This is a genomic window from Desemzia sp. FAM 23988, assembly GCF_045528365.1.
Lineage (GTDB): Bacteria > Bacillota > Bacilli > Lactobacillales > Carnobacteriaceae > Desemzia.
Window position 1 is genome coordinate 81,550 of the sequence record NZ_JBGQQS010000010.1, and the last position, 19,850, is coordinate 101,399.

General features: G+C 37.5%; 19 protein-coding genes, 1 rRNA gene and 1 riboswitch. Of the genes, 17 read left to right on the forward strand and 3 right to left on the reverse strand.

Features of this window, described 5'->3' with window-relative positions; translation table 11 throughout:
* Positions 1–13 precede the first annotated feature (13 nt).
* On the reverse strand, positions 14–1,393 hold the full coding sequence (locus ACEN4L_RS07555; protein WP_407096719.1) for an HD domain-containing protein: 1,380 nt from the start codon (positions 1,391–1,393) through the stop codon (positions 14–16).
* Positions 1,377–2,258, reverse strand: coding sequence for a biotin/lipoate A/B protein ligase family protein (locus tag ACEN4L_RS07560; RefSeq protein ID WP_407096720.1), 882 nt, complete (start codon positions 2,256–2,258; stop codon positions 1,377–1,379). The genes ACEN4L_RS07555 and ACEN4L_RS07560 overlap by 17 nt, the downstream gene beginning before the upstream one ends.
* Positions 2,259–2,510: 252 nt before the next feature.
* On the opposite strand from ACEN4L_RS07560, the gene ACEN4L_RS07565 reads away from it, so the two are divergent.
* The 15 genes from ACEN4L_RS07565 to ACEN4L_RS07635 all read left to right on the forward strand — a co-directional run bounded on the left by ACEN4L_RS07565 (position 2,511) and on the right by ACEN4L_RS07635 (position 17,494).
* Entirely contained in the window at positions 2,511–2,945 is a 435-nt protein-coding gene (locus tag ACEN4L_RS07565) for a DUF1934 domain-containing protein (protein ID WP_407096721.1), read from the forward strand.
* A 44-nt stretch (positions 2,946–2,989) separates the two neighbouring features.
* On the forward strand, positions 2,990–3,631 hold the full coding sequence (rpoE, locus tag ACEN4L_RS07570; RefSeq protein WP_407096722.1) for a DNA-directed RNA polymerase subunit delta: 642 nt from the start codon (positions 2,990–2,992) through the stop codon (positions 3,629–3,631).
* Positions 3,632–3,864: 233 nt separating this feature from the next.
* On the forward strand, positions 3,865–4,722 hold the full coding sequence (gene fba / locus ACEN4L_RS07575; protein WP_407096723.1) for a class II fructose-1,6-bisphosphate aldolase: 858 nt from the start codon (positions 3,865–3,867) through the stop codon (positions 4,720–4,722).
* Between the two features lie 643 nt (positions 4,723–5,365).
* Positions 5,366–6,625, forward strand: a complete 1,260-nt coding sequence (locus tag ACEN4L_RS07580) for a UDP-N-acetylglucosamine 1-carboxyvinyltransferase (protein ID WP_407096724.1) — start codon at positions 5,366–5,368, stop codon at positions 6,623–6,625.
* 380 nt (positions 6,626–7,005) lie between these two features.
* Positions 7,006–8,301 carry a transcription termination factor Rho gene (gene rho / locus ACEN4L_RS07585; RefSeq protein WP_407096725.1) on the forward strand — a complete coding sequence of 432 codons (1,296 nt, stop codon included), beginning with the start codon at positions 7,006–7,008 and terminating at the stop codon, positions 8,299–8,301.
* Between the two features lie 153 nt (positions 8,302–8,454).
* On the forward strand, positions 8,455–8,718 hold the full coding sequence (locus tag ACEN4L_RS07590; protein ID WP_407096726.1) for a type B 50S ribosomal protein L31: 264 nt from the start codon (positions 8,455–8,457) through the stop codon (positions 8,716–8,718).
* A 190-nt stretch (positions 8,719–8,908) separates the two neighbouring features.
* Positions 8,909–9,679, forward strand: a complete 771-nt coding sequence (locus ACEN4L_RS07595; RefSeq protein ID WP_407096727.1) for a hypothetical protein — start codon at positions 8,909–8,911, stop codon at positions 9,677–9,679.
* Positions 9,680–9,852: 173 nt separating this feature from the next.
* Positions 9,853–10,962 (forward strand): D-alanine--D-alanine ligase, encoded by a 1,110-nt coding sequence (locus tag ACEN4L_RS07600; protein WP_407096728.1) that lies wholly within the window; start codon positions 9,853–9,855, stop codon positions 10,960–10,962.
* 73 nt (positions 10,963–11,035) lie between these two features.
* Positions 11,036–12,421: a UDP-N-acetylmuramoyl-tripeptide--D-alanyl-D-alanine ligase gene (gene murF / locus ACEN4L_RS07605; RefSeq protein ID WP_407096729.1), complete on the forward strand. Its 1,386-nt coding sequence runs from the start codon at positions 11,036–11,038 to the stop codon at positions 12,419–12,421.
* A gap of 369 nt (positions 12,422–12,790) precedes the next feature.
* A complete protein-coding gene (locus tag ACEN4L_RS07610) occupies positions 12,791–14,344 on the forward strand; it encodes a DEAD/DEAH box helicase (RefSeq protein ID WP_407096730.1) in 1,554 nt (517 codons plus the stop codon).
* A 202-nt stretch (positions 14,345–14,546) separates the two neighbouring features.
* On the forward strand, positions 14,547–14,897 hold the full coding sequence (gene acpS / locus ACEN4L_RS07615; RefSeq protein WP_407096731.1) for a holo-ACP synthase: 351 nt from the start codon (positions 14,547–14,549) through the stop codon (positions 14,895–14,897).
* 23 nt (positions 14,898–14,920) lie between these two features.
* On the forward strand, positions 14,921–16,042 hold the full coding sequence (alr, locus tag ACEN4L_RS07620) for an alanine racemase (RefSeq protein WP_407096732.1): 1,122 nt from the start codon (positions 14,921–14,923) through the stop codon (positions 16,040–16,042).
* A 142-nt stretch (positions 16,043–16,184) separates the two neighbouring features.
* On the forward strand, positions 16,185–16,436 hold the full coding sequence (locus tag ACEN4L_RS07625) for a hypothetical protein (protein WP_407096733.1): 252 nt from the start codon (positions 16,185–16,187) through the stop codon (positions 16,434–16,436).
* A 24-nt stretch (positions 16,437–16,460) separates the two neighbouring features.
* Positions 16,461–16,817 carry a type II toxin-antitoxin system PemK/MazF family toxin gene (locus ACEN4L_RS07630; RefSeq protein ID WP_407096734.1) on the forward strand — a complete coding sequence of 119 codons (357 nt, stop codon included), beginning with the start codon at positions 16,461–16,463 and terminating at the stop codon, positions 16,815–16,817.
* Between the two features lie 132 nt (positions 16,818–16,949).
* Positions 16,950–16,995, forward strand: a riboswitch (PreQ1 riboswitch).
* Positions 16,996–17,002: 7 nt separating this feature from the next.
* Positions 17,003–17,494: a QueT transporter family protein gene (locus ACEN4L_RS07635; protein ID WP_407096735.1), complete on the forward strand. Its 492-nt coding sequence runs from the start codon at positions 17,003–17,005 to the stop codon at positions 17,492–17,494.
* A gap of 102 nt (positions 17,495–17,596) precedes the next feature.
* Here the strand turns inward: ACEN4L_RS07635 and cbpA are convergent, their stop codons facing one another.
* Positions 17,597–18,232: a cyclic di-AMP binding protein CbpA gene (gene cbpA, locus ACEN4L_RS07640; protein WP_407096736.1), complete on the reverse strand. Its 636-nt coding sequence runs from the start codon at positions 18,230–18,232 to the stop codon at positions 17,597–17,599.
* A 131-nt stretch (positions 18,233–18,363) separates the two neighbouring features.
* Between cbpA and ACEN4L_RS07645 the strand changes: the two genes are divergently transcribed.
* Both ACEN4L_RS07645 and ACEN4L_RS07650 read left to right on the forward strand, forming a co-directional pair.
* Positions 18,364–19,068, forward strand: a complete 705-nt coding sequence (locus tag ACEN4L_RS07645; protein ID WP_407096737.1) for an O-methyltransferase — start codon at positions 18,364–18,366, stop codon at positions 19,066–19,068.
* Between the two features lie 583 nt (positions 19,069–19,651).
* Positions 19,652–19,850: ribosomal RNA gene (locus tag ACEN4L_RS07650) — 16S ribosomal RNA — on the forward strand; the annotation flags it as partial.

Sequence of the window (19,850 nt, forward strand, 5' to 3'; positions counted from 1 at the left end):
CAAAACTCCTTTTTTAATTATTGTCGGTTGGATGGTAAACAGCTCCATTTTTAATGTAGCGCGAAAAGCCTGCATACAATTCTTCAAACAACGTGATTTCCATTGATTTGTCCGGTTTTAGAAACTCTTTCGGGACATAAAAACGCTCGTCGCCGTATTCTTTTCCAGCGATGGAAGTGACCAGTGCACTGGCTTTAGACAATTCGATAAAACTTCCATCAGGATAGATCAATTCGATTTGAGTAATTTCATTGTCTGTTTCGGGACGGTAAAAGTCATATGGCAAATCGTAACTATTGTTGACAGCTGTGTAGTATTCTGTGTCGTAACCAGCTTTTTGAATCAACTCACTCAGCTTATCCAGAATATCTGTATCGGTTTCTTTTGAAAAAGTGACTGATTTAAAAGGTTTCCGGTCTAAAAAGCGCGATGCCAGATCACTTAAAATAGGGTCTTGATCGTCACGCCATAATGTAAAGTACGTATTTAAAACACCATCATCTAAAGCCAGATAGTCTTTCAAAGTGAACTCTTCTTTAAAAAAGGGTACCAATAGAGAAAAACTGTGTTTAAAGGTAACTTCTGGATTTTCGTAGACTGTTTTAGCTCGTTTCAGTAAATGGTCCAAAATAACTTCCATCCCCCGAGAGACACGGTGGAAATAAACTTGCATGTACATTTGATAGCGGCTGACGATGTAATCTTCAACAGCATGCATTCCTTGTATCTGAAAAGCAATCCCGTCTTTATAAGGTCGGATTACACGCAAGATACGGGTCAAATCAAAAGTGCCGTAATTGACTCCGGTAAAATAAGCATCTCGTATCAAGTAATCCATCCGGTCAGCGTCGATCTGACTGGAAATCAATTGCACGACCTGAGGGTTAGGGTAAGTTTTTTCAATCACGCTGGCTACTTTTGCAGGAAAGTCTAAACTGACCCGAGACAACACTTGATTGACTTCAGTTTCTGAGGAAAGAATAATCGCTACCGTCAATTCTTCGTGATCAGTATGGAAAATACTTTCAAAAGTATGTGAATAAGGGCCATGTCCGATATCGTGTAAGAGTGCCGCACACAGTGCAACCAATCGTTCATTGTCATCCCAGCCACCATCTCCAGGGTTTTTCATAGCATAATTACGCAAGAATTTGTCACAAATGCGGCGCGTGATCTCATAGACTCCAAGGGAATGACCAAAGCGAGAATGTTCTCCGCCATGAAAAGTGAAAGAGGTAGTCCCTAATTGTTTGATACGGCGCAAACGTTGAAATTCTTTTGTGTTGATCAAATCTAGGATAACTTGGTGCTGAACATGAATATAATCATGAACCGGATCTCTAAAAACTTGTTCCATTGGTAATAACTGATTGGTTTCATACATTAGGTTCATCCAACAGCCTCCTGTCTAGTTTGTCTTGGAGCATTTGTTCATTTCTGCGGATCATTTTTTTAAAAGCTGTTTCGTAGTCTTCCATGATTTCATCTGAATAATTTCCTTTAGAAACAGTACTATTCATTTCAGATAAAGCTTTTAAAATATGTTCTTTCATATCGCTGAGTGTCATAGTGACCTCCAGGAGATCTTCCAAGGTGGCCATGACTTGCGGATCAACGTTGGGGTAATGCCATTTCACTGTTTCATTTTGTAAACCAACTTGATAAAAGTCGCGGATCAATTCAGCTCGCTTAGTCTGGTTTCCATTTACACTGATATAAATCATAACAGCAATCCCGTTTTTTATTCGACGTTGTGCGATGCCGGCAAATTTCTTGCCGCCGATACTCAAATCGAAGTCTCCGGGACAATAAGAATCTTCAATTTCATAGGCTTCAATTGTCTTTCCGTATTGTTTTAAGGCTAAATGAACCAGCAATAGCATGATAGAATAGCCTTCATCAATCGGGATGCGTTGGTTATCGCGTTCAGGTAAAATAATGGAGAAATTGAGCACCCCTTCGTCGCCCACCACAGCTAATCCCCCGGAGTTGCGGACGATATAATCTGCTCCGGCATCTTTCAAAACCGCTAAAGCTTTGCTGAAAAAGGGCAATTTAGTGTCCATCATTCCCAAAATAATCAAATTCGAAGTCGGCCAAAAATGGATAATCGATTCCTGATTTTTTCCTGCAGCTATCAGTAGAGCATCTGCTAAAGCGAAATGGGAAATGGTTTGATTTTTAAAAGGCATTGTTTCTGCATCGTATTGAAGAAACGATTGCTGAGCAATATAATCGGTTGTTTTTAAAGAAGTCATGCGTTTGACGTACTCCAATCTTTATCAGCCATCTATATAAAATGACTAGTTAATAGTCTAATTGCCATTATTATACCAAATGAGTATCAGAAATAGGGAAATAAACGCAAAGACTTGGAAGGATTTATTTAGGGAAAGTCATTCGTTAAGAGAATTTAGTAAAGTAAGAGAGATTTCTATGCTAAAATAGAAGAGACTTGATGAAGTAAGGTGTCAAAACCAGACAGATAGAAAACTGCTAGAGGTGAAAAAATGGATTTAACAAAAGGAATGCCGGCAAAAATACACGTTGAGACAGCTATCACTCAAAATAATGATACAGAAAAATTTGTCTTCGATGAAAAAGGAAAAGTTGTTCAAATGGGAGGCTCATATTATATACGTTATGAGGAAAACTATGAGGAGCAAGGACGAATTCCTGTCACATTTAAAATTGAACCGAATGGTATCGTCACTTTAACGCGTAAAGGCGAAATGACCACTCGCTTAAAATTCGAGCAAGGAAAAAGCTATGAGACGCTTTATCGTACTCCACAAGGTGGAGTTTATGTAGACACGGTGACCCGACAATTGCAGATCAGCTACACAGACAATCCTTTCTCTGGGAAGGTATTTATCGGATACGATTTGTTTATGGGAAAAGAAAAGTTAGGAGAATACAATTTACAATTGCTTTTTACTGTTTAACTATTGTAAGATAGAGAGTAGACTCTTGAAAGGACGGAACTTTAATGGAACTAACACAATTTGATGGACAAATTAGAAGTGAATTGTCAATGATTGAAGTTGCTCATGCTATTTTGGAACAAACAGGTGAAGTCATGGATTTCACGGATTTGTTGAAAGAAATTATCGATTACTTAGATTTAACAGATGAAAAAGTTGAAAAAGAAATGCCGCAATTTTATACAAACTTAAATATTGATGGTAGTTTTATTTCCCTTGGAGATAACCGCTGGGGATTACGTTCATGGTATCCAATCGATTCTATTGATGAAGAATTAACTCATGATAATGATAACGAAGACGAAAGACCACGCCGTCGTAAAAAAGCTAAAACTGCTTATGGTGACGAAATTGATTACAATGCAGATGATCCTGAAGACTCTGACGAATACGAAGAAGAAGAAGAAGTCGTTGAAGAAGATGAAGAAGAGGACGACAAAAGAACTGTTTATGGTGGACGTGTAGATGTATCTGATCATGGTGTCTTGATTGATGAGGAAGATGAGGAAGACCTTGGCGAATACAAAGAAGACTTGTCAGCTTTAGGAGCAGACGATGACGAAGAAGATGAATTGCCGGATGGTGTAGAAGGCGATTTAACATTGATTGAAGATGAAGATGACGAACAAGATGAAGAAGATTTCTAATCTTCGTTAGGTCCCATCTTTAACCCATGGCACAAAAAACTCTCTATTCAAAAAGGAATAGAGAGTTTTTTTGCAGAGAAAAGTAGTGAGACTAATTGTCTATTTTAAATAGACATAATGAAAACACGTTATTTTTTTCAATTTTCATGGAAAAATAAGTTAGAGTCTGGTACAATTGGAGCGTCGGCTAAGTTCATTAGCACACAAAGATATCTCTGAGGAGGCAACAAAGTATGACTCGTTTAGTAAGCATGACAGATATGTTACAAAAAGGGTTGAAAGGTCACTACGCAATTGGTCAATTCAACATCAACAATTTAGAATGGACTCAAGCTGTATTGACTGCTGCACAAGAAGAAAAATCACCGGTAATTTTAGGGGTTTCAGAAGGCGCAGCAAAATATATGGGCGGTTTTAAAGTAGTAGCAGCTATGGTGGAAGCTTTAATGGAAACTATGGAAATCACAGTTCCAGTAGCGTTGCACTTAGACCATGGTTCGTCTTTAGCAAACTGTACTGCAGCTATCGATGCTGGATTTTCTTCAGTAATGATCGATAACTCAAAATTCCCAATTGAAGAAAATATTGCAGCAACAAAATCTGTTGTAGAATATGCTCATTCAAAAGGCGCTTCAGTTGAAGCTGAAGTTGGGTCTGTTGGTGGTACTGAAGATGGCGTTACAGGCGGAGTTTTATATGCAGACGCTCAAGAATGCAAACGTATGGTTGAAGAAGCTGGTATTGATGCATTAGCAGCAGCACTAGGTTCTGTACATGGGGATTACGATGGCGAACCAGTACTAGGTTTTGATGAAATGAAAGAAATCTCTGAATTAACTGGTGCTCCATTAGTATTACACGGTGGATCAGGAATTCCAGAATTCCAAATTAAAAAAGCTATTGAATACGGCCACACTAAAATCAACGTTAATACTGAATTACAACAAGTTTGGGCTAAGAAAACTCGTGAAGTTATCGCAAACAATGCGACAGTTTACGACCCACGTAAAATTGTTGGACCAGGTAAAGAAGATATTACTGCAACAACAAAAGCAAAAATGCGTGAATTTGGTTCATCTGGCCAAGCTTAATGCATGACTTTAAATAGATGATTAATGCCTTTTCCTTCGGGAGAAGGTTTTTTTGTTGAAAAAAAGCTGACTATGATCATTTTTTAGACACTATTTCGTTGCTTTTGACCTCTGCCGCTATATAACACAGCGATGACAGGATATGACAAAAATATTTTCTTGGTTAAAGTTGTTTCAACTTTCCGTTTGAAGCGTTTGTTTGGTCTATAATAGTTGTCAGATAAGGTGCGATGTAGTAGAATAGTGCTAATGTCTTACAGTTTTTTATACTGCCATAAAACTGAACAGGAGAGCATACATCCTCAAAAGCTGCGTATCAAAGAGCCCTTTTTTCTAAGTGGCCAGATTCGCTGAATCTTCGCTAGTCACCAATTTTATTTTCATTGATCTCATTTCTCATAGCACGGAACAACAAAACTACAAAAGTAGTTAGAGTAATATCATTTATCAGAGTGAGAAGAGATTTAGCGAAGAATCTTTTTTTGATTGTGGTCTTCCAATTTTTATGTATAGAGTAAGGGTAGTAGGCTGTCAAGAGAGTTACTAAGAAAACGAAAATCGTGTGATCCTTATTGAATAGAACTAGATTGATCATCCAAAAAAATAAAACGAACGTATAACTATAAGTGAGGTAATGAAACAAATGAAAAAAATTGTCATCCGTGGTGGTAAACAATTGTCTGGAGAAATCACCATTAGTGGAGCTAAAAACAGTACTGTCGCATTGATCCCAGCTACAATTCTTGCAGACTCACCGGTAACGTTAGAAGGTGTGCCTGATATTCAAGATGTGCACTCATTGATTGAAATATTAAATGATATGAATGTAAAAACGAATTTTGATGGTTCTACATTAGTGGTAGACCCCACAGAAATGATTTCGATTCCGATGCCCAATGGTAAAATAAAAAGTTTAAGAGCTTCTTATTATTTTATGGGTGCTTTATTAACTAAGTTTGGAAAAGGTGTTGTTGGTTTACCTGGAGGTTGTTTCCTAGGTCCTCGTCCAATCGATCAACATTTAAAAGGTTTTAGAGCTTTAGGAGCTACTGTAGACAATGAAATGGGAGCTATGTATTTAAAAACTTCAGAAGAAGGATTGACTGGAACGCGGATTTATATGGATGTCGTGTCTATCGGAGCAACCATTAATGTAATGTTGGCATCGGCTAAGGCAAAAGGCAAAACCATTATTGAAAATGCAGCCAGAGAGCCTGAAATTATTGATGTAGCTACTTTATTGAATAATATGGGAGCTAAAGTACGTGGAGCAGGTACGGATGTAATTCGTATCGAAGGTGTCGAAGAAATGCATGGCTGTCGTCATACGATTATTCCAGATCGTATTGAAGCAGGTACCTACCTAGCCATGGCTGGAGCAGTTGGGAAAGATGTTCTTGTACAAAGCGTTATCGTAGAACACATTGAAGGTCTATTAGCAAAAATGGAAGAAATGGGCGTACCGATGGAAATTGGAGAAGACAGCGTGCGTGTTAAAGAAGCGACTGACTTAAAACCTGTTTCTGTCAAAGCTGTACCTTACCCTGGATTTGCAACAGATTTGCAACAACCTCTTACTCCTTTACTGCTTAAAGCAGGCGGAGAATCGATCATCAAAGATACGATTTATCCTAAACGAGTTAAACATATTCCGGAATTAGTGCGTATGGGTGCCAAAGCGAGAGTAGAAAGTGATATTATTATCTTAGAGGGTCCAAACGAATTAACTGGTGTGGAAGTTGAAGCGAGTGATTTAAGAGCAGGAGCATGTTTAGTTACTGCCGGATTAATGGCTCAAGGAACAACGACCATCACTGGCGTTGAAAATATCCTCAGAGGTTATGATCATATCATAGAAAAACTGACCAACCTCGGAGCAGATATTGAAATGATAGAAGAATAGAGAGCGGAACAAACCGTTTAGGCCTTCGTAGAGTTCGACTTTCAGTTTTAATTGGGTGCTTTTCCCAATAAAAACTGAAAATCGAACTCATAGAAGAACTGGTTTGCACAGCTCATTTAATAGAGAGCAGAGAAGAGCGTTTAGACTTCCGTAGAGTTCGATTTTAACTTGTCATTGGCGTTTTTTGCCAATAACAAGTTAAAACGAAATCATAGGAAGGCTGCTCTTCGCAGCTCGTTTAAATAGAGAGCAGAGCGTGGCGCATGGCGCTTAGACTTTTGTAGACTTCATTTTTTCCCAACTAAAAGAAAAAATGAAGTCATAGAGAGTCTGCCATGCGCAACTCATTTTAATAAAAGACTGGAGTGAGGGGCAAATTTATGGATGAAATCTTAACATTGAAGGAATTAGAAAACAAAACACTAAAGGAAATTTACCAATATGCTAAAGCATTAAAAATTCCCTATTACAGCCAAATGAATAAAAAAGAGCTTTCTTTAGCAGTTATTCGTGCACAGGAGGAGAAACAAGGCTTCTTTATTGTAGAAGGTGTACTGGATATTATGGACCAACAAGATTTTGGGTTTTTACGTCCAATCAACTACACACCTAGTAAAGAAGATATTTATATTTCCGGCTCTCAGATCAAACGTTTTGGTTTAAGAAATGGAGACAAAGTTTCAGGTAAAGCTAGACCTCCTAAACCATCTGAACGATATTATGGTTTGATGCATGTTAACTTAGTAAACGATAAGAATCCTGAAGATGCAAAAGAACGGTCACATTTTCCAGCCCTGACACCTCTTTATCCAGACAAACAGATTGTCTTAGAAACAGCTCAAACAAAGGTTTCTACTCGGATCATAGATGTCGTTTCTCCAGTTGGTTTTGGACAGCGTGGATTAATAGTTGCACCGCCAAAAGCTGGTAAAACAGTCTTGCTGAAAGACATTGCTAATGGAATTGCAGAGAATTATCCAGATGTCGAACTGATTTTATTGCTGATCGATGAACGACCAGAAGAAGTGACTGACTTAGAACGTACGGTTAAAGGTGAAGTCGTATCTTCTACTTTTGACCAAATGCCTCAAAATCATGTCCGTGTTTCGGAACTTGTTCTTGAAAGAGCTATGCGGTTGGTGGAAGATAAGCGAGACGTAGTGATTTTAATGGACAGCATCACTCGTTTAGCAAGAGCTTATAATTTAGTCATTCCTCCAAGTGGACGGACATTAAGCGGTGGTATCGATCCAGCTGCTTTGTACAAACCTAAAAAATTCTTTGGGGCTGCTCGTAATATTGAAGAAGGTGGAAGTTTAACGATATTGGCTACCGCTTTAGTCGATACAGGAAGCCGTATGGATGATATTATCTATGAAGAGTTTAAAGGGACTGGGAACTCTGAACTGCATCTTTCAAGAGAATTGGCGGAAAGACGTATTTTTCCGGCAATCGATATCAAAAAATCTGGAACTCGAAAAGAAGAATTGTTGCTTAGCGGAAGTCGCGTAGAGTCGATTTGGAAAGTACGTCATGCAATGACGGGAGAATCTTTAGAGTTTACGGATCAATTTATTCGAGCTTTAAGAAAAGCGAAAACAAATAATGAGTTCTTTGACACTTTCTCGGCTTCAGCATTGGCCCAGCCTAAAAACTATCGGAATAATCGTCGATAGCATTGCGATGGAGTAAAGTAAAAGACTCTTAATCAAGGTCAGAAAAATTAATTGCAATCATCTGCTAAACATGATAATATGCTATTGTTGTGAAAAAAACAGCGAATAACTCTGGTTCAGCAAATGATCCAGGGCATAAGGAGAGATATAACTATGAAACAAGAAATCCATCCAGGATATAATCAAGTTGTATTTATGGATACAACTACAGGGTACAAATTTTTATCAGGATCAACTAAATCTTCAGATGAAACAGTTGAATGGGAAGATGGAAACACATATCCATTAATCCGTGTTGAAATTTCTTCTGATTCTCACCCGTTCTACACTGGACGTCAAAAATTTACTCAAGCAGATGGACGTGTGGACCGTTTCAACAAGAAATATGGTCTTGCAGATACAAACAAAGAAAAATAAATCAACTATCCTTTATTGTGATGATTGGTCAAAACTCTTCGAAACTTTTTCGAAGAGTTTTTTTTGACTTAAAAATAAAATTGACGGACAGACTTAAGCGAGATTGTAACGTTATTTTCATCATATTGATACAGTATGAGAGGAATTTTGTAGTACAATAAAGATGACTATAACACGAGGAGAATGTATTGTGGAAAACGATTTTATTTATGTCCACTTGGACAGCGTCTCTAATTCAGTTTTGAACAAAGGGGTCAGCTTTTCAGGTTATAAGGACATTATACAACAACCACTGAAGAATCTATTGTTGCTGAATGCTGCAAAAGACACCGGCGAATACGATTCTCATACGGGCTTTCGGGTAATTCGTGGAGCACAAAAAGTGGAAGAATTTTTAACTAGTGAAGCTTACCACACATACATTAAAAAACTGGGCAAATGGATTGATTTTCAAAGCTTGGATTTATTACACGAATTAACACCTGTAGAAATCTCTGAATTGCTTTATGTTGCACATGCTTATACTTCGCTGCACTCACCTTTCTATTACAAGCTGCAAAATAACTTTATCGTACTTACCTTAGCAGATGGCTTTACAAAAATTTACTGTCGTGATTTAAATTTATTTTATGATTTTTTTGCTCGGGAAATTACGAATCGAGTAAATGAGTGTGTCAATGAAAAACGGATTCTATTTAAAAAACCGAAAAAAATCGAAACCATTCCACTTGAACTGACCCATGAACTGACACCTCTGTTGAGAGAAGGTGCTGCGCTGTCTTTTTCGAAAATAACTTCTCGAGACACTGTTTCAGAAATAGGGGTTTACTTAGTAGAAGATCGAGTTCGAAATTTGCAATCCCAAATGAAAGAAAGCGAGTTAATGTCTTTGGTGCTTTATGATCACCAAGAACAAAAGTGGTCAATCAAGGAATTGCAACCTTTGGCTCCAAGTTTGTAAAAGTAAGGACTACTAGCTGAAAGAAGTATCGGACAGCATAAAAAGGGCATTGTGTCACAAATATTTAACGCCTAGGAAACCTAGGATTCTAAATTGAAATATGATACAATTACAGCTGAATTATCGCTAATAACTGATTTATAATGATAAGTCCGAAACGTGGAGGAACAATAATGAAAATTTTTCTTTTATATGGTGGGAAAAGTGCAGAGCATGACATATCTATATTGACTGCATACTCTATCATTCAAGAAATTTATTATCAATATTATGAAGTGGAACCCATTTACATTACTCGAACTGGCCAATGGATTCGAGGACCGATTGTACACCAAGCGGATGAAATTACGTCAGCGAAAGCGTTGCGTATGGAACCATCAGAACAAAAAGGATTTACGAAAGATGATCTTGTATCATCAACCGGCCAACTGGTTAAACCGAGCGAGATCCAAGAAGAAAACGCCGTCATTTTCCCAGCTCTTCACGGGCCGAATGGAGAGGATGGAACTGTACAAGGTTTATTTGAAGTGTTGAATATGCCTTATGTTGGGGCTGGAGTGTTAGCCAGCGCTGCCGGTATGGATAAGATTGTTACAAAACACTTATTCCATCAAGCGGGACTGCCCCAGGTACCTTATGAACCGATCACTAAATTTGATTGGGAAAACCAGCGGGAACAAGTCTTTATTCGTTGTGAAGGTTCATTGATTTATCCGATGTATGTTAAACCAGCAAACATGGGATCCAGCGTAGGAATCAATAAAGCCACTAATCGTGAAGAACTGGAAGAAGCCGTTCGTCAGGCCTTCCAATATGATCGCAGAGTGGTAGTCGAGCAGGGTATCGAAGAAGCGCGAGAAGTTGAGGTAGCTTTATTGGGTAATGATGACATTCATACATCTGTCCCAGGAGAATTACTGAAAGATGTAGATTTTTATGATTATGAATCAAAATACATCAGCAATGAAGTGCAAATGCAAATACCAGCTGCTTTAACCGAAGAGCTGACCGCTAAATTAAGGTCGTACGCAGTTCGTGCGTTCCAAGCGATTGATGGAAATGGATTAAGTCGTTGCGACTTCTTCCTAACAAATAATGGAGAGATCTTTGTAAATGAGATCAATACAATGCCTGGGTTTACTGCATATAGTATGTATCCATTATTGTGGAAAAATACAGGTTTGCATTACGGCGACTTGGTGGAAGAATTGATTCAATTAGCCTTGAAACGGTTTGAAGAACGCCAAGGGTTTCAACAAAAAAATTATGATGCAATGAAGTAAAAGAAAAATAATAGGCTAAAGGGGCTTGACTATGCATTTTCAGTCCAGCCTCTTTTTTTATGGAGGAATAACAATGATTTCTTTATCAGTAAAAGAAACTGCCCAAGCTTTAAAGAGTTTAAACGACACAAGCAAATGGGATAATGTGGAAATTACAGCAGTTGGCTTTGATACTCGAAAAATGGTTTCCGGTTCTTTATTTGTTCCATTGATTGGAGAGAGCGATGGACATCAGTTTATCCAAAGCGCAATCGAGAATGGTGCAAAAGCTGCATTATGGAGTGCTCCTTTGGAAGATGCACCAGCAGATTTTCCGGTAATTCTAGTAGAAGATACATTAATCGCGTTACAAGAATTAGCCCATTATTATTTGAAAAAAGTGGGTCCTAAAGTGGTCGCTATTACAGGAAGCAACGGGAAAACGACCACGAAAGATATGACCGATGCTGTTATGTCCAGCCGTTACTGTGTTTATAAGACCCAAGGCAATTTTAATAACCAAATAGGACTTCCGATTACAATTTTAAGCATGCCTGCTGACACAGAAGTAGTGATTTTAGAAATGGGTATGAGCGACAAAGGAGAAATCGAAGTCCTCTCTCGAATTGCAGAACCAGATATTGCCATCATTACGATGATCGGAGAATCACACATCGAGTTTCTAGGTTCTCGCGCCAATATTGCAGATGCAAAGATGGAGATCACGTCAGGGATGAAAGAAAACAGCTTACTGATTTATCCGGGAGAAGAAGAATTATTGGAAGAAAGAGTAAAAAAATTAAAAGGGATTCAACGAAAAACGTTCGGTACCAAAGAGTCAAATGATATTTATCCGTTACAAGTGAAAAATCAAATGCGCGAGACGTCATTTGTTACAAACGTAGATTCATCTATTGAAGTGAAAATTCCTGTCTTGGGTACTTACAATGTCAATAATGCTCTAGCTGCTTTAACAGCGGGTATGGCACTGGATATCCCAGTTAAGGAAAGTTACACGCCTTTGGCTAAGTTTCAATTGACTAAGAATCGTACGGAGTGGGATAAAGGAATCAATGGAAGTATGATTTTGAATGATTCTTATAATGCAAACCCAACAGCTATGAAACTGGTCATCGAAAATTTCAGTCAATTAGAAAGCAATGGAAAAAAATACGTTGTTTTAGGGGACATGCTGGAACTGGGCGATTTGTCAGAAGAATTGCATGTCAGTGTCAAAGAGGCTTTGGATCCAACTAAAATCAATGAAGTTTATTTATATGGAGCGGAAATGAAAGTATTACAAGAAGCTTTGCTGAGTGAAGGACGATTTGCCAAAGAAAATATCCATCACTTTACAGGAGACAAACACCCTTTAATAGAAGAAGTAAAACAAAAATTAGCGTTAGATGATTATATTTTGATCAAATCTAGTTTTGGAACTGATTTATTATCAGTGGTTGAAGCACTGAAAGCAGAGTAGAATAAAATAAGAACCGGATGTGTCTATTGAACCCCTTTCATTTAATAAGGAAACGTGTTCATTGGATACTCCGGTTAAATTTGTTGCCAAATAAGCATTTACATGGTAATATTACACAAGTTGCGAACCGGCAATAAATAAAAGTAATGAAAACACTGAGGGTTTAAGTAGCTCAGAAACGCAGAAAATAAGTAGCTTGTAAATACAAGCCTTTGATATGAGAAGAAACTGCTGGTAACAACAGAGCTCAGTTGCCAGGATTTTATAAAGACTGACCATAGCAGGTGTCCTTGATGAAGATCAACGAAAAACCTGTTTTTTTTTGCAAAAACTCTCTTTCGGTTTTCAAAAATACGGGAGGAAAATTAGTTGAAATTTTCAGAATTAGGATTAGCACCAGATTTGCTTAAAGCAATCGAAAGAATGGGATTCGAGGAAGCAACACCTATCCAAGGACAAACCATTCCATTGGCATTAGAAGGAAAAGACGTTATTGGACAAGCTCAAACAGGAACTGGTAAAACAGCTGCTTTTGGTTTACCAATGTTACAAAAAATCGATAACAAAAACCACAATGTTCAAGGGTTAGTTATCGCACCAACAAGAGAATTAGCTATTCAAACACAAGAAGAACTATTCCGTTTGAGCCGCGATAAAAAAGTCAAAGTTCAAGTTGTTTACGGTGGAGCTGACATCAGTCGCCAAATCCGTGGATTAAAAGACGGACAACATATTGTCGTTGGAACTCCAGGACGTTTATTGGATTTAATCAAACGTAAAGTATTGAAATTAAACAATGTAGAAACATTGGTTCTTGATGAAGCAGATGAAATGTTAAACATGGGATTCATTGAAGATATCGAAAGTATTATTCAAGAAACTCCAGCTGCACGCCAAACATTATTGTTCTCAGCAACAATGCCATCTGCCATCAAACGTATTGGCGTTAAGTTCATGAAAGATCCTGAACACGTTCAAATCAAAACAAAAACATTATCAAGTGCATTGATCGATCAATACTTCGTGAAATGTAAAGATTTCGAAAAATTCGATATCATGACTCGTTTGTTCGACGTTCAGACACCAGAATTGTCTATCATTTTCTGTCGTACTAAAAGACGCGTGGACGAAATCGCTAGAGGATTGGAAATGCGCGGATACCGTGCTGAAGGAATCCACGGCGACCTTTCTCAACAAAAACGTATGAGTGTATTAAAAGCTTTCAAATCAGGAAGAGTAGATATCTTAGTAGCTACTGACGTAGCAGCTCGTGGACTAGATGTTTCAGGTGTAACTCATGTTTACAACTTTGACATTCCTCAAGATCCTGAAAGTTATGTTCACCGTATCGGCCGTACTGGTCGTGCAGGTAAAGAAGGTATGTCTGTATCTTTCATTACACCAAATGAAATGGGTTACCTGCGTACGATCGAAAACTTAACTCGTAAAGCAATGACACCATTGCGTCCACCTTCAGATGCTGAAGCATACAAAGGACAAATCAAAGCTGCAATGGATCAAATCCAAGAATTGATCGATAAAAATGACTTGGAACGGTACGAAAAAGCTGCTCATACTCTATTGGAAGAATTCTCAGCTGAAGATTTAGCTGCAGCATTCTTGAAGAGTACGATTAAAGATTCCACTGAAATTCCAGTGAAAATCACTCCAGAACGTCCATTGCCAAGCAAGTCTCATAAAGGTGGCGGCGGTGCAGCCCGTAGTCGTTCAAAAGGCAAAAACTACGGAGACCGTCGTGGTGGCGGAAAACGTAACGATCGTCGTGGTGGCAACAGCCGCAGTGGCGAAAAACGTTATAGCTCAGACAAACGCCAAGGTTCATCAGTTTCATCAGATAAGAAAAAAAGCGACCGTCGTGGTTCAGGAAACGGTAAACGTGACTTCACGATTCGTCAAAAATAATCTATCCGTACGCAAAAGAGAGCAGATTTTCTGTTCTCTTTTTTGCATTTTAACGATGACAGAAAAACAATAGAAGTGTAAAAATGGATTTATTAAGAAATAATAAAATACTATAAATAGGAAGTGTTATTGCTATTCAAATGCCTCTTTAGAGGTGTATACTAAAGAGAAAACAAGAATGACTGCTTCAAAGGAGTTAAACATGATTATAGGGATAGGATTGGATATTGCAGAAATAAACCGGATCGAAAATGCGTATAATAGAAAGAACACATTTTCATCACGAGTTTTAACAGAGGAGGAGCATAACATTTTTTCCTTGTTAAAAGGGAAAAGACAGATGGAGTTTTTAGCAGGACGATATGCGGCAAAAGAAGCTTATTCAAAAGCAATGGGGACTGGGATAGGGAAGTTGGGCTTTAAAGATATTGAGATCTTACCTGATGCATCTGGCAAACCTGTAGTTACAAAGAGCCCATTTGATGGGAATGTCTTTTTGAGTATTACCCATACAGATTCAATTGCTGCGGCACAAGTAGTGTTGGAAAAGTGAATGAATAGGAAAGGAAGAGTAGCTTGGTTGCAGGAGAATACCGAAATACAGTTGCCGTTGTAGACAAAGACGCCATTCGTTGGAATATAGAGCAAGAAAAAAAACGTTTGACTGATGCTTCTTTACTTTATGCAGTAGTAAAAGCTGACGGCTATGGTCATGGGGCTGTAGAAGTTGCAAAAACAGCTCAAGAGGCAAAGGTAGATGGTTTTTGTGTGGCATTATTGGATGAAGCCGTTGAATTAAGAGAAGCAGGTGTTACGGAGCCGATTTTGATTTTAGGTTTAGTAGATCCACAGTATGCGGATCTTATTGTGGAAAATCAATTAAGTGTGACGATTGGGCGTTTGGATTGGATTGAAGAAGCTGAATCCGTTTTGCGTCAGAAAAACATCATAGGTTCAGTTGCTGTACATATCGCATTAGATACCGGTATGGGAAGAATCGGTTTTAGAACTGAAGAAGAAGTTAAAGAGTCGGAGCTACAAATACATAAAAGTGAACACTTCTTTTTAGAAGGAGTATTTACGCATTTTGCAACAGCGGATAGTGAAGACAATACGCTGTTTATTCAACAGCAAGAACGGTTTAATGTTTTAATCAAATCATTTGATAAACTACCTGAAATAGTTCATACTGCAAATAGTGCTACGACTTTATATCATCCAAGCAACTCATCGAAATTGATTCGATTTGGAATCGCAATGTATGGTTTAAATCCTTCAGGTAATCTTATTCCCCCCCCGTATCAATTAAAACCAGTCTTACAATTGAAAAGCGAATTGATTCATGTTAAACAAATGCATCAAGGAGATTTTATCAGCTATGGAGCTACTTACCAAGCTGAAGAAGGAGAGTGGATTGGGACGCTTCCTATCGGTTATGCAGACGGCTGGCTTCGCGGTCTACAAGGTCAAGAAGTATTAGTGAATGGTAATCGTTGCGAGATTGTAGGAAGGATCTGTATGGATCAATGTATGATTCGACTGCCAGAAGAAACTCCTATTGGAACTGAAGTTGTTTTGGTAGGGAAAAGCGGACAAGAAGAAATTACATTGCAAGAAATTGCGGATAAAATGGATACGATCCATTATGAAATAGCTTGTGGTATTTCATCAAGAGTAAAAAGAAGATATGTCCATTAAGAATAATAGTTTGTGAATGAGTTTTGAACATTAAATGGATTCTCGAAAAACCTATTTTAATGTTTTAGATTACATGTTACTATAAGCTAAAGCTTGGTTTTTTAGCTTATTGGGTACTTGGTAATCTTTAGGAGGCAAATTCATGAGCAATAAAGAGTTTAAAGTTGTTGAAATACAATTAGAAGCGGATCTTTACGAACAAGTACAAGAATATTGCGCTTTGGAGGAACTAGAAGAAAAAGAACAAGTAAGCTGTTTTATGACAAAATTTGTTAAAGAAAAACTAAATATAATCGATACCCTGCGCAATGGTTATGCGGAAATGGCTGGAATCAATCTTGATATTTGTAATGAGTTTGAAGAATGCGAGAAAGAAGTCCTTTCCCAATACTAGCAGGTATTGCAGGAGGAGGTACCTATGGTTAAACGTGGGGACATATATTACGCTGATTTATCCCCAGTTGTAGGTTCAGAACAAGGCGGCATGAGGCCAGTGCTTGTGGTGCAAAATAATGTAGGAAATCATTATAGTCCTACTGTTATTGTTGCAGCAATAACTGCTAAGATACAAAAAGGAAAAATGCCGACCCATGTAGAAATCTCAGCTGAAAAGCATGGCATAGAACGTGATTCAGTGGTGTTGCTAGAGCAAATACGTACAATAGACAAACAAAGACTACGGGAAAAAGTAACTCATTTAGATTATGCGACAATGAAAGAAATCAATGAAGCTATTGAAGTTAGTCTTGGTTTAGTAAGCAAATTCAGTACTTAACTTAAATCTACTTATTCTAAAGAGTCGATCTTGCAAATGAATTTCATTTGCGAGAGAGGCTCTTTTTTGGTTTAAATGAGTGTGGAAGACATTGTTTTTTGAAAAAGGGGATGTTATGATAATAAAGTTGAAAACAGCGTGGTTCGTCGACCATCCCACGAAAAAAAACTAGGAGGAACAAATAGATGAAAGTAAAAACTATGGTAATCAATGCCATTGTCGCAGCACTATATGTAGCTGTCACTTCGGTGATTGCTCCAATAGCGTATGGAGCTGTTCAGTTCAGAATATCGGAAATTTTTAACCATTTAGCGGTTTTTAACCGTAAATACATTATCGGAATCGTAGCAGGTGTTTTTATCGCCAATCTTTTTTCACCATTAGGGTGGTATGACATCATCTTTGGAACGGCGCATTCGTTGATTTCGTTGGGTGCGATGCTTTTGCTGACACGTAAAACGACAAATGTATGGATTAAGATGGCTATCAATACCTTAATGTTTATCCTTTTTTCCGGAATTATTGCTTGGGAATTAAAACTCGCTTTTAATGCGCCGTTTTGGTTGAATTATGCCTCAGTTGCTTTTGGGGAATTGGTTATTATGGGCTTGGGTGCTCCGATAATGAAAGTATTAGATGATAAAGTCCATTTCTCTAAACGATTAGAAACCAAATAAAAATACGCAACAGTCCACTAAAAAAACATCCCTTAAAGACCGGTCAGTCTTTGAGGGATGTTTTGCTAGTAAAGAAAATCTATTGGCTATTAAAACAAAAGATTAATTATTTAAACTCTCTTTTTCAATGACACGGAATCCTTTTTTATCTAAAGCGGTTGAAATTTGATTGACGGTCTCTTCAGTTACTCCAGGTTCTAAAGTAATGATCGTACGACGAATCAAATCTTCACGTTCAACATCTAACGTGATACAACTAGAGATAGAAGCAAATTTATTAATGATTTTTGAAATATTTGCCAAATCTCCTTTTTGTCCAGCAGAAGCAATAGTCAGTACAAAACTTCCATTGTCAATACTCCAGGATTGTTGTAGCATGGAAAGTAAAGAACTATGTGTTAAAATACCATAAAAATGATTATCAGAATCAAGTACAGAAATATAAGGCAGTTCTTTGATCGAGAAGAAGATATTAAAGAAAGAGTCATCCAAATGGACGTATTTAGTAGCGTTTTTTAACAAATGAGTTACAGGTAAATTCATGTCTCCACCGTTGGCTTTGTGACGATAGATATGCATTTTATAAATATTGCCTCGGAAAATTTGACCGCTCTCATCTAGGATAGGAACGCACCGATAGCCGGATTCTTCTAAGATCTCAATAGCTTCTTGAAGTGTGACGTCTTCATTAACAGTTGTTAAACTTTTTTTGGGGATACAGAGTGATTTAATGAGCATTTTGCTATTCTCCTTTAACCTTTATTTAATTTGATAATAACACATTATCAGTTTTCTAAACAGTTCTTTTGATATAATTTTTTCAGACAAATAGTAAATGATGCAATTAATTGAAGAAAGTAGGAAAAATAATGAATCAGAATGAAATGATGGATCGACCAGTTATCAATAATGATGTTCGAGAATTTTTACGAAATGCACAAAAACCATTAGCGGGAAAATTAGGTGAGATCGAACAAGACGCACATGAAAGAAGAGTCCCGATCATTCCGCATGAAACAGTTGTTTTCTTAAATTTGCTTTTAGGACAATTAAAACCGAAGCAGATTTTAGAAATTGGAACGGCGATTGGGTTTTCGTCTAGTTTAATGGCTCAACATGTAGGAGAAAAGGGACAAGTAACTACTATTGATCGCTATGAAAAGATGTTCCAAGAAGCTAAAGTGAATTATGAAGCACAAGGCATCACCGATAAAGTTACATTGTTGGAGGGAGACGCAGCAGATATACTTCCTACTTTAGAAGGGCCGTATGATCTTATTTTCATGGATAGTGCCAAATCAAAGTATTATGATTTTTTACCAGAATGTATGAGATTGCTAAAAGTCGGGGGCATGTTGATTGTTGATGATGTTCTTCAAGGCGGTACAATACTAGAACCTAAAGAAAACATTCCACGGAAAGTACGTACGATTCACCGCAAATTGAATCTCTTCTTGGATGTTGTGATGAAACATCCTTCTATAGAATCCAGCTTACTGCCTTTAGGTGATGGTTTGCTTCTAATCGTAAAGAAAGACGAAACAGACTTTTCTTATTTATTAAATAAAAAATAGAAGTGATACCTTTAAAAACTAGGTCAAGTTGACCGTTTATTCGTTTAGAAATAGCCTCTGCTAATTCTAGAATTAATAACAGTAGAGGTTTTTCTAAGTTGATATTGGATAGCTTAAAGGATATATACAGAAAAAAATGGATAAAAAGTAAAAAAAATGCATTTTTAGGATTGACGAATTTAAAAAATCTTGGTAAGATATAAAACGTTGCTGCTAGAACTACTGAGCAGAACAAAATAAACAATGTAAAATAATTAATTATATATATTGACATTGTTAATTGCAACATGGTATGATATCTAAGTCCTAAAGAAACGGATAACTTTATAAAATGAATTTTTATTCATTAAGTTGTTTTTTAAGAAAACGAAATAAAGGTTGACAGTTTCGATAGATGATGATATTATTTAGAAGTTGTGAAACAAAGTAATTGACCTTTGAAAACTAAACAAAGTAAGACGAACCAAACGTGTAAGAAAGTTTTGGCAAGTGCCAAAACAAACAAATTAGTGAATATTTATTCGCTAGCAATCAATTAATGAGCTACAAGCATCATTAAAATAAGCAGGCTTCGGTCTGCAACTTTTATGAGAGTTTGATCCTGGCTCAGGACGAACGCTGGCGGCGTGCCTAATACATGCAAGTCGAACGCTTCCTATCGGTGCTTGCACCGAGAAAGAAGAGTGGCGGACGGGTGAGTAACACGTGGGTAACCTACCTATAAGCGGGGGATAACATTCGGAAACGGATGCTAATACCGCATAGATCTTAATGCCTCCTGG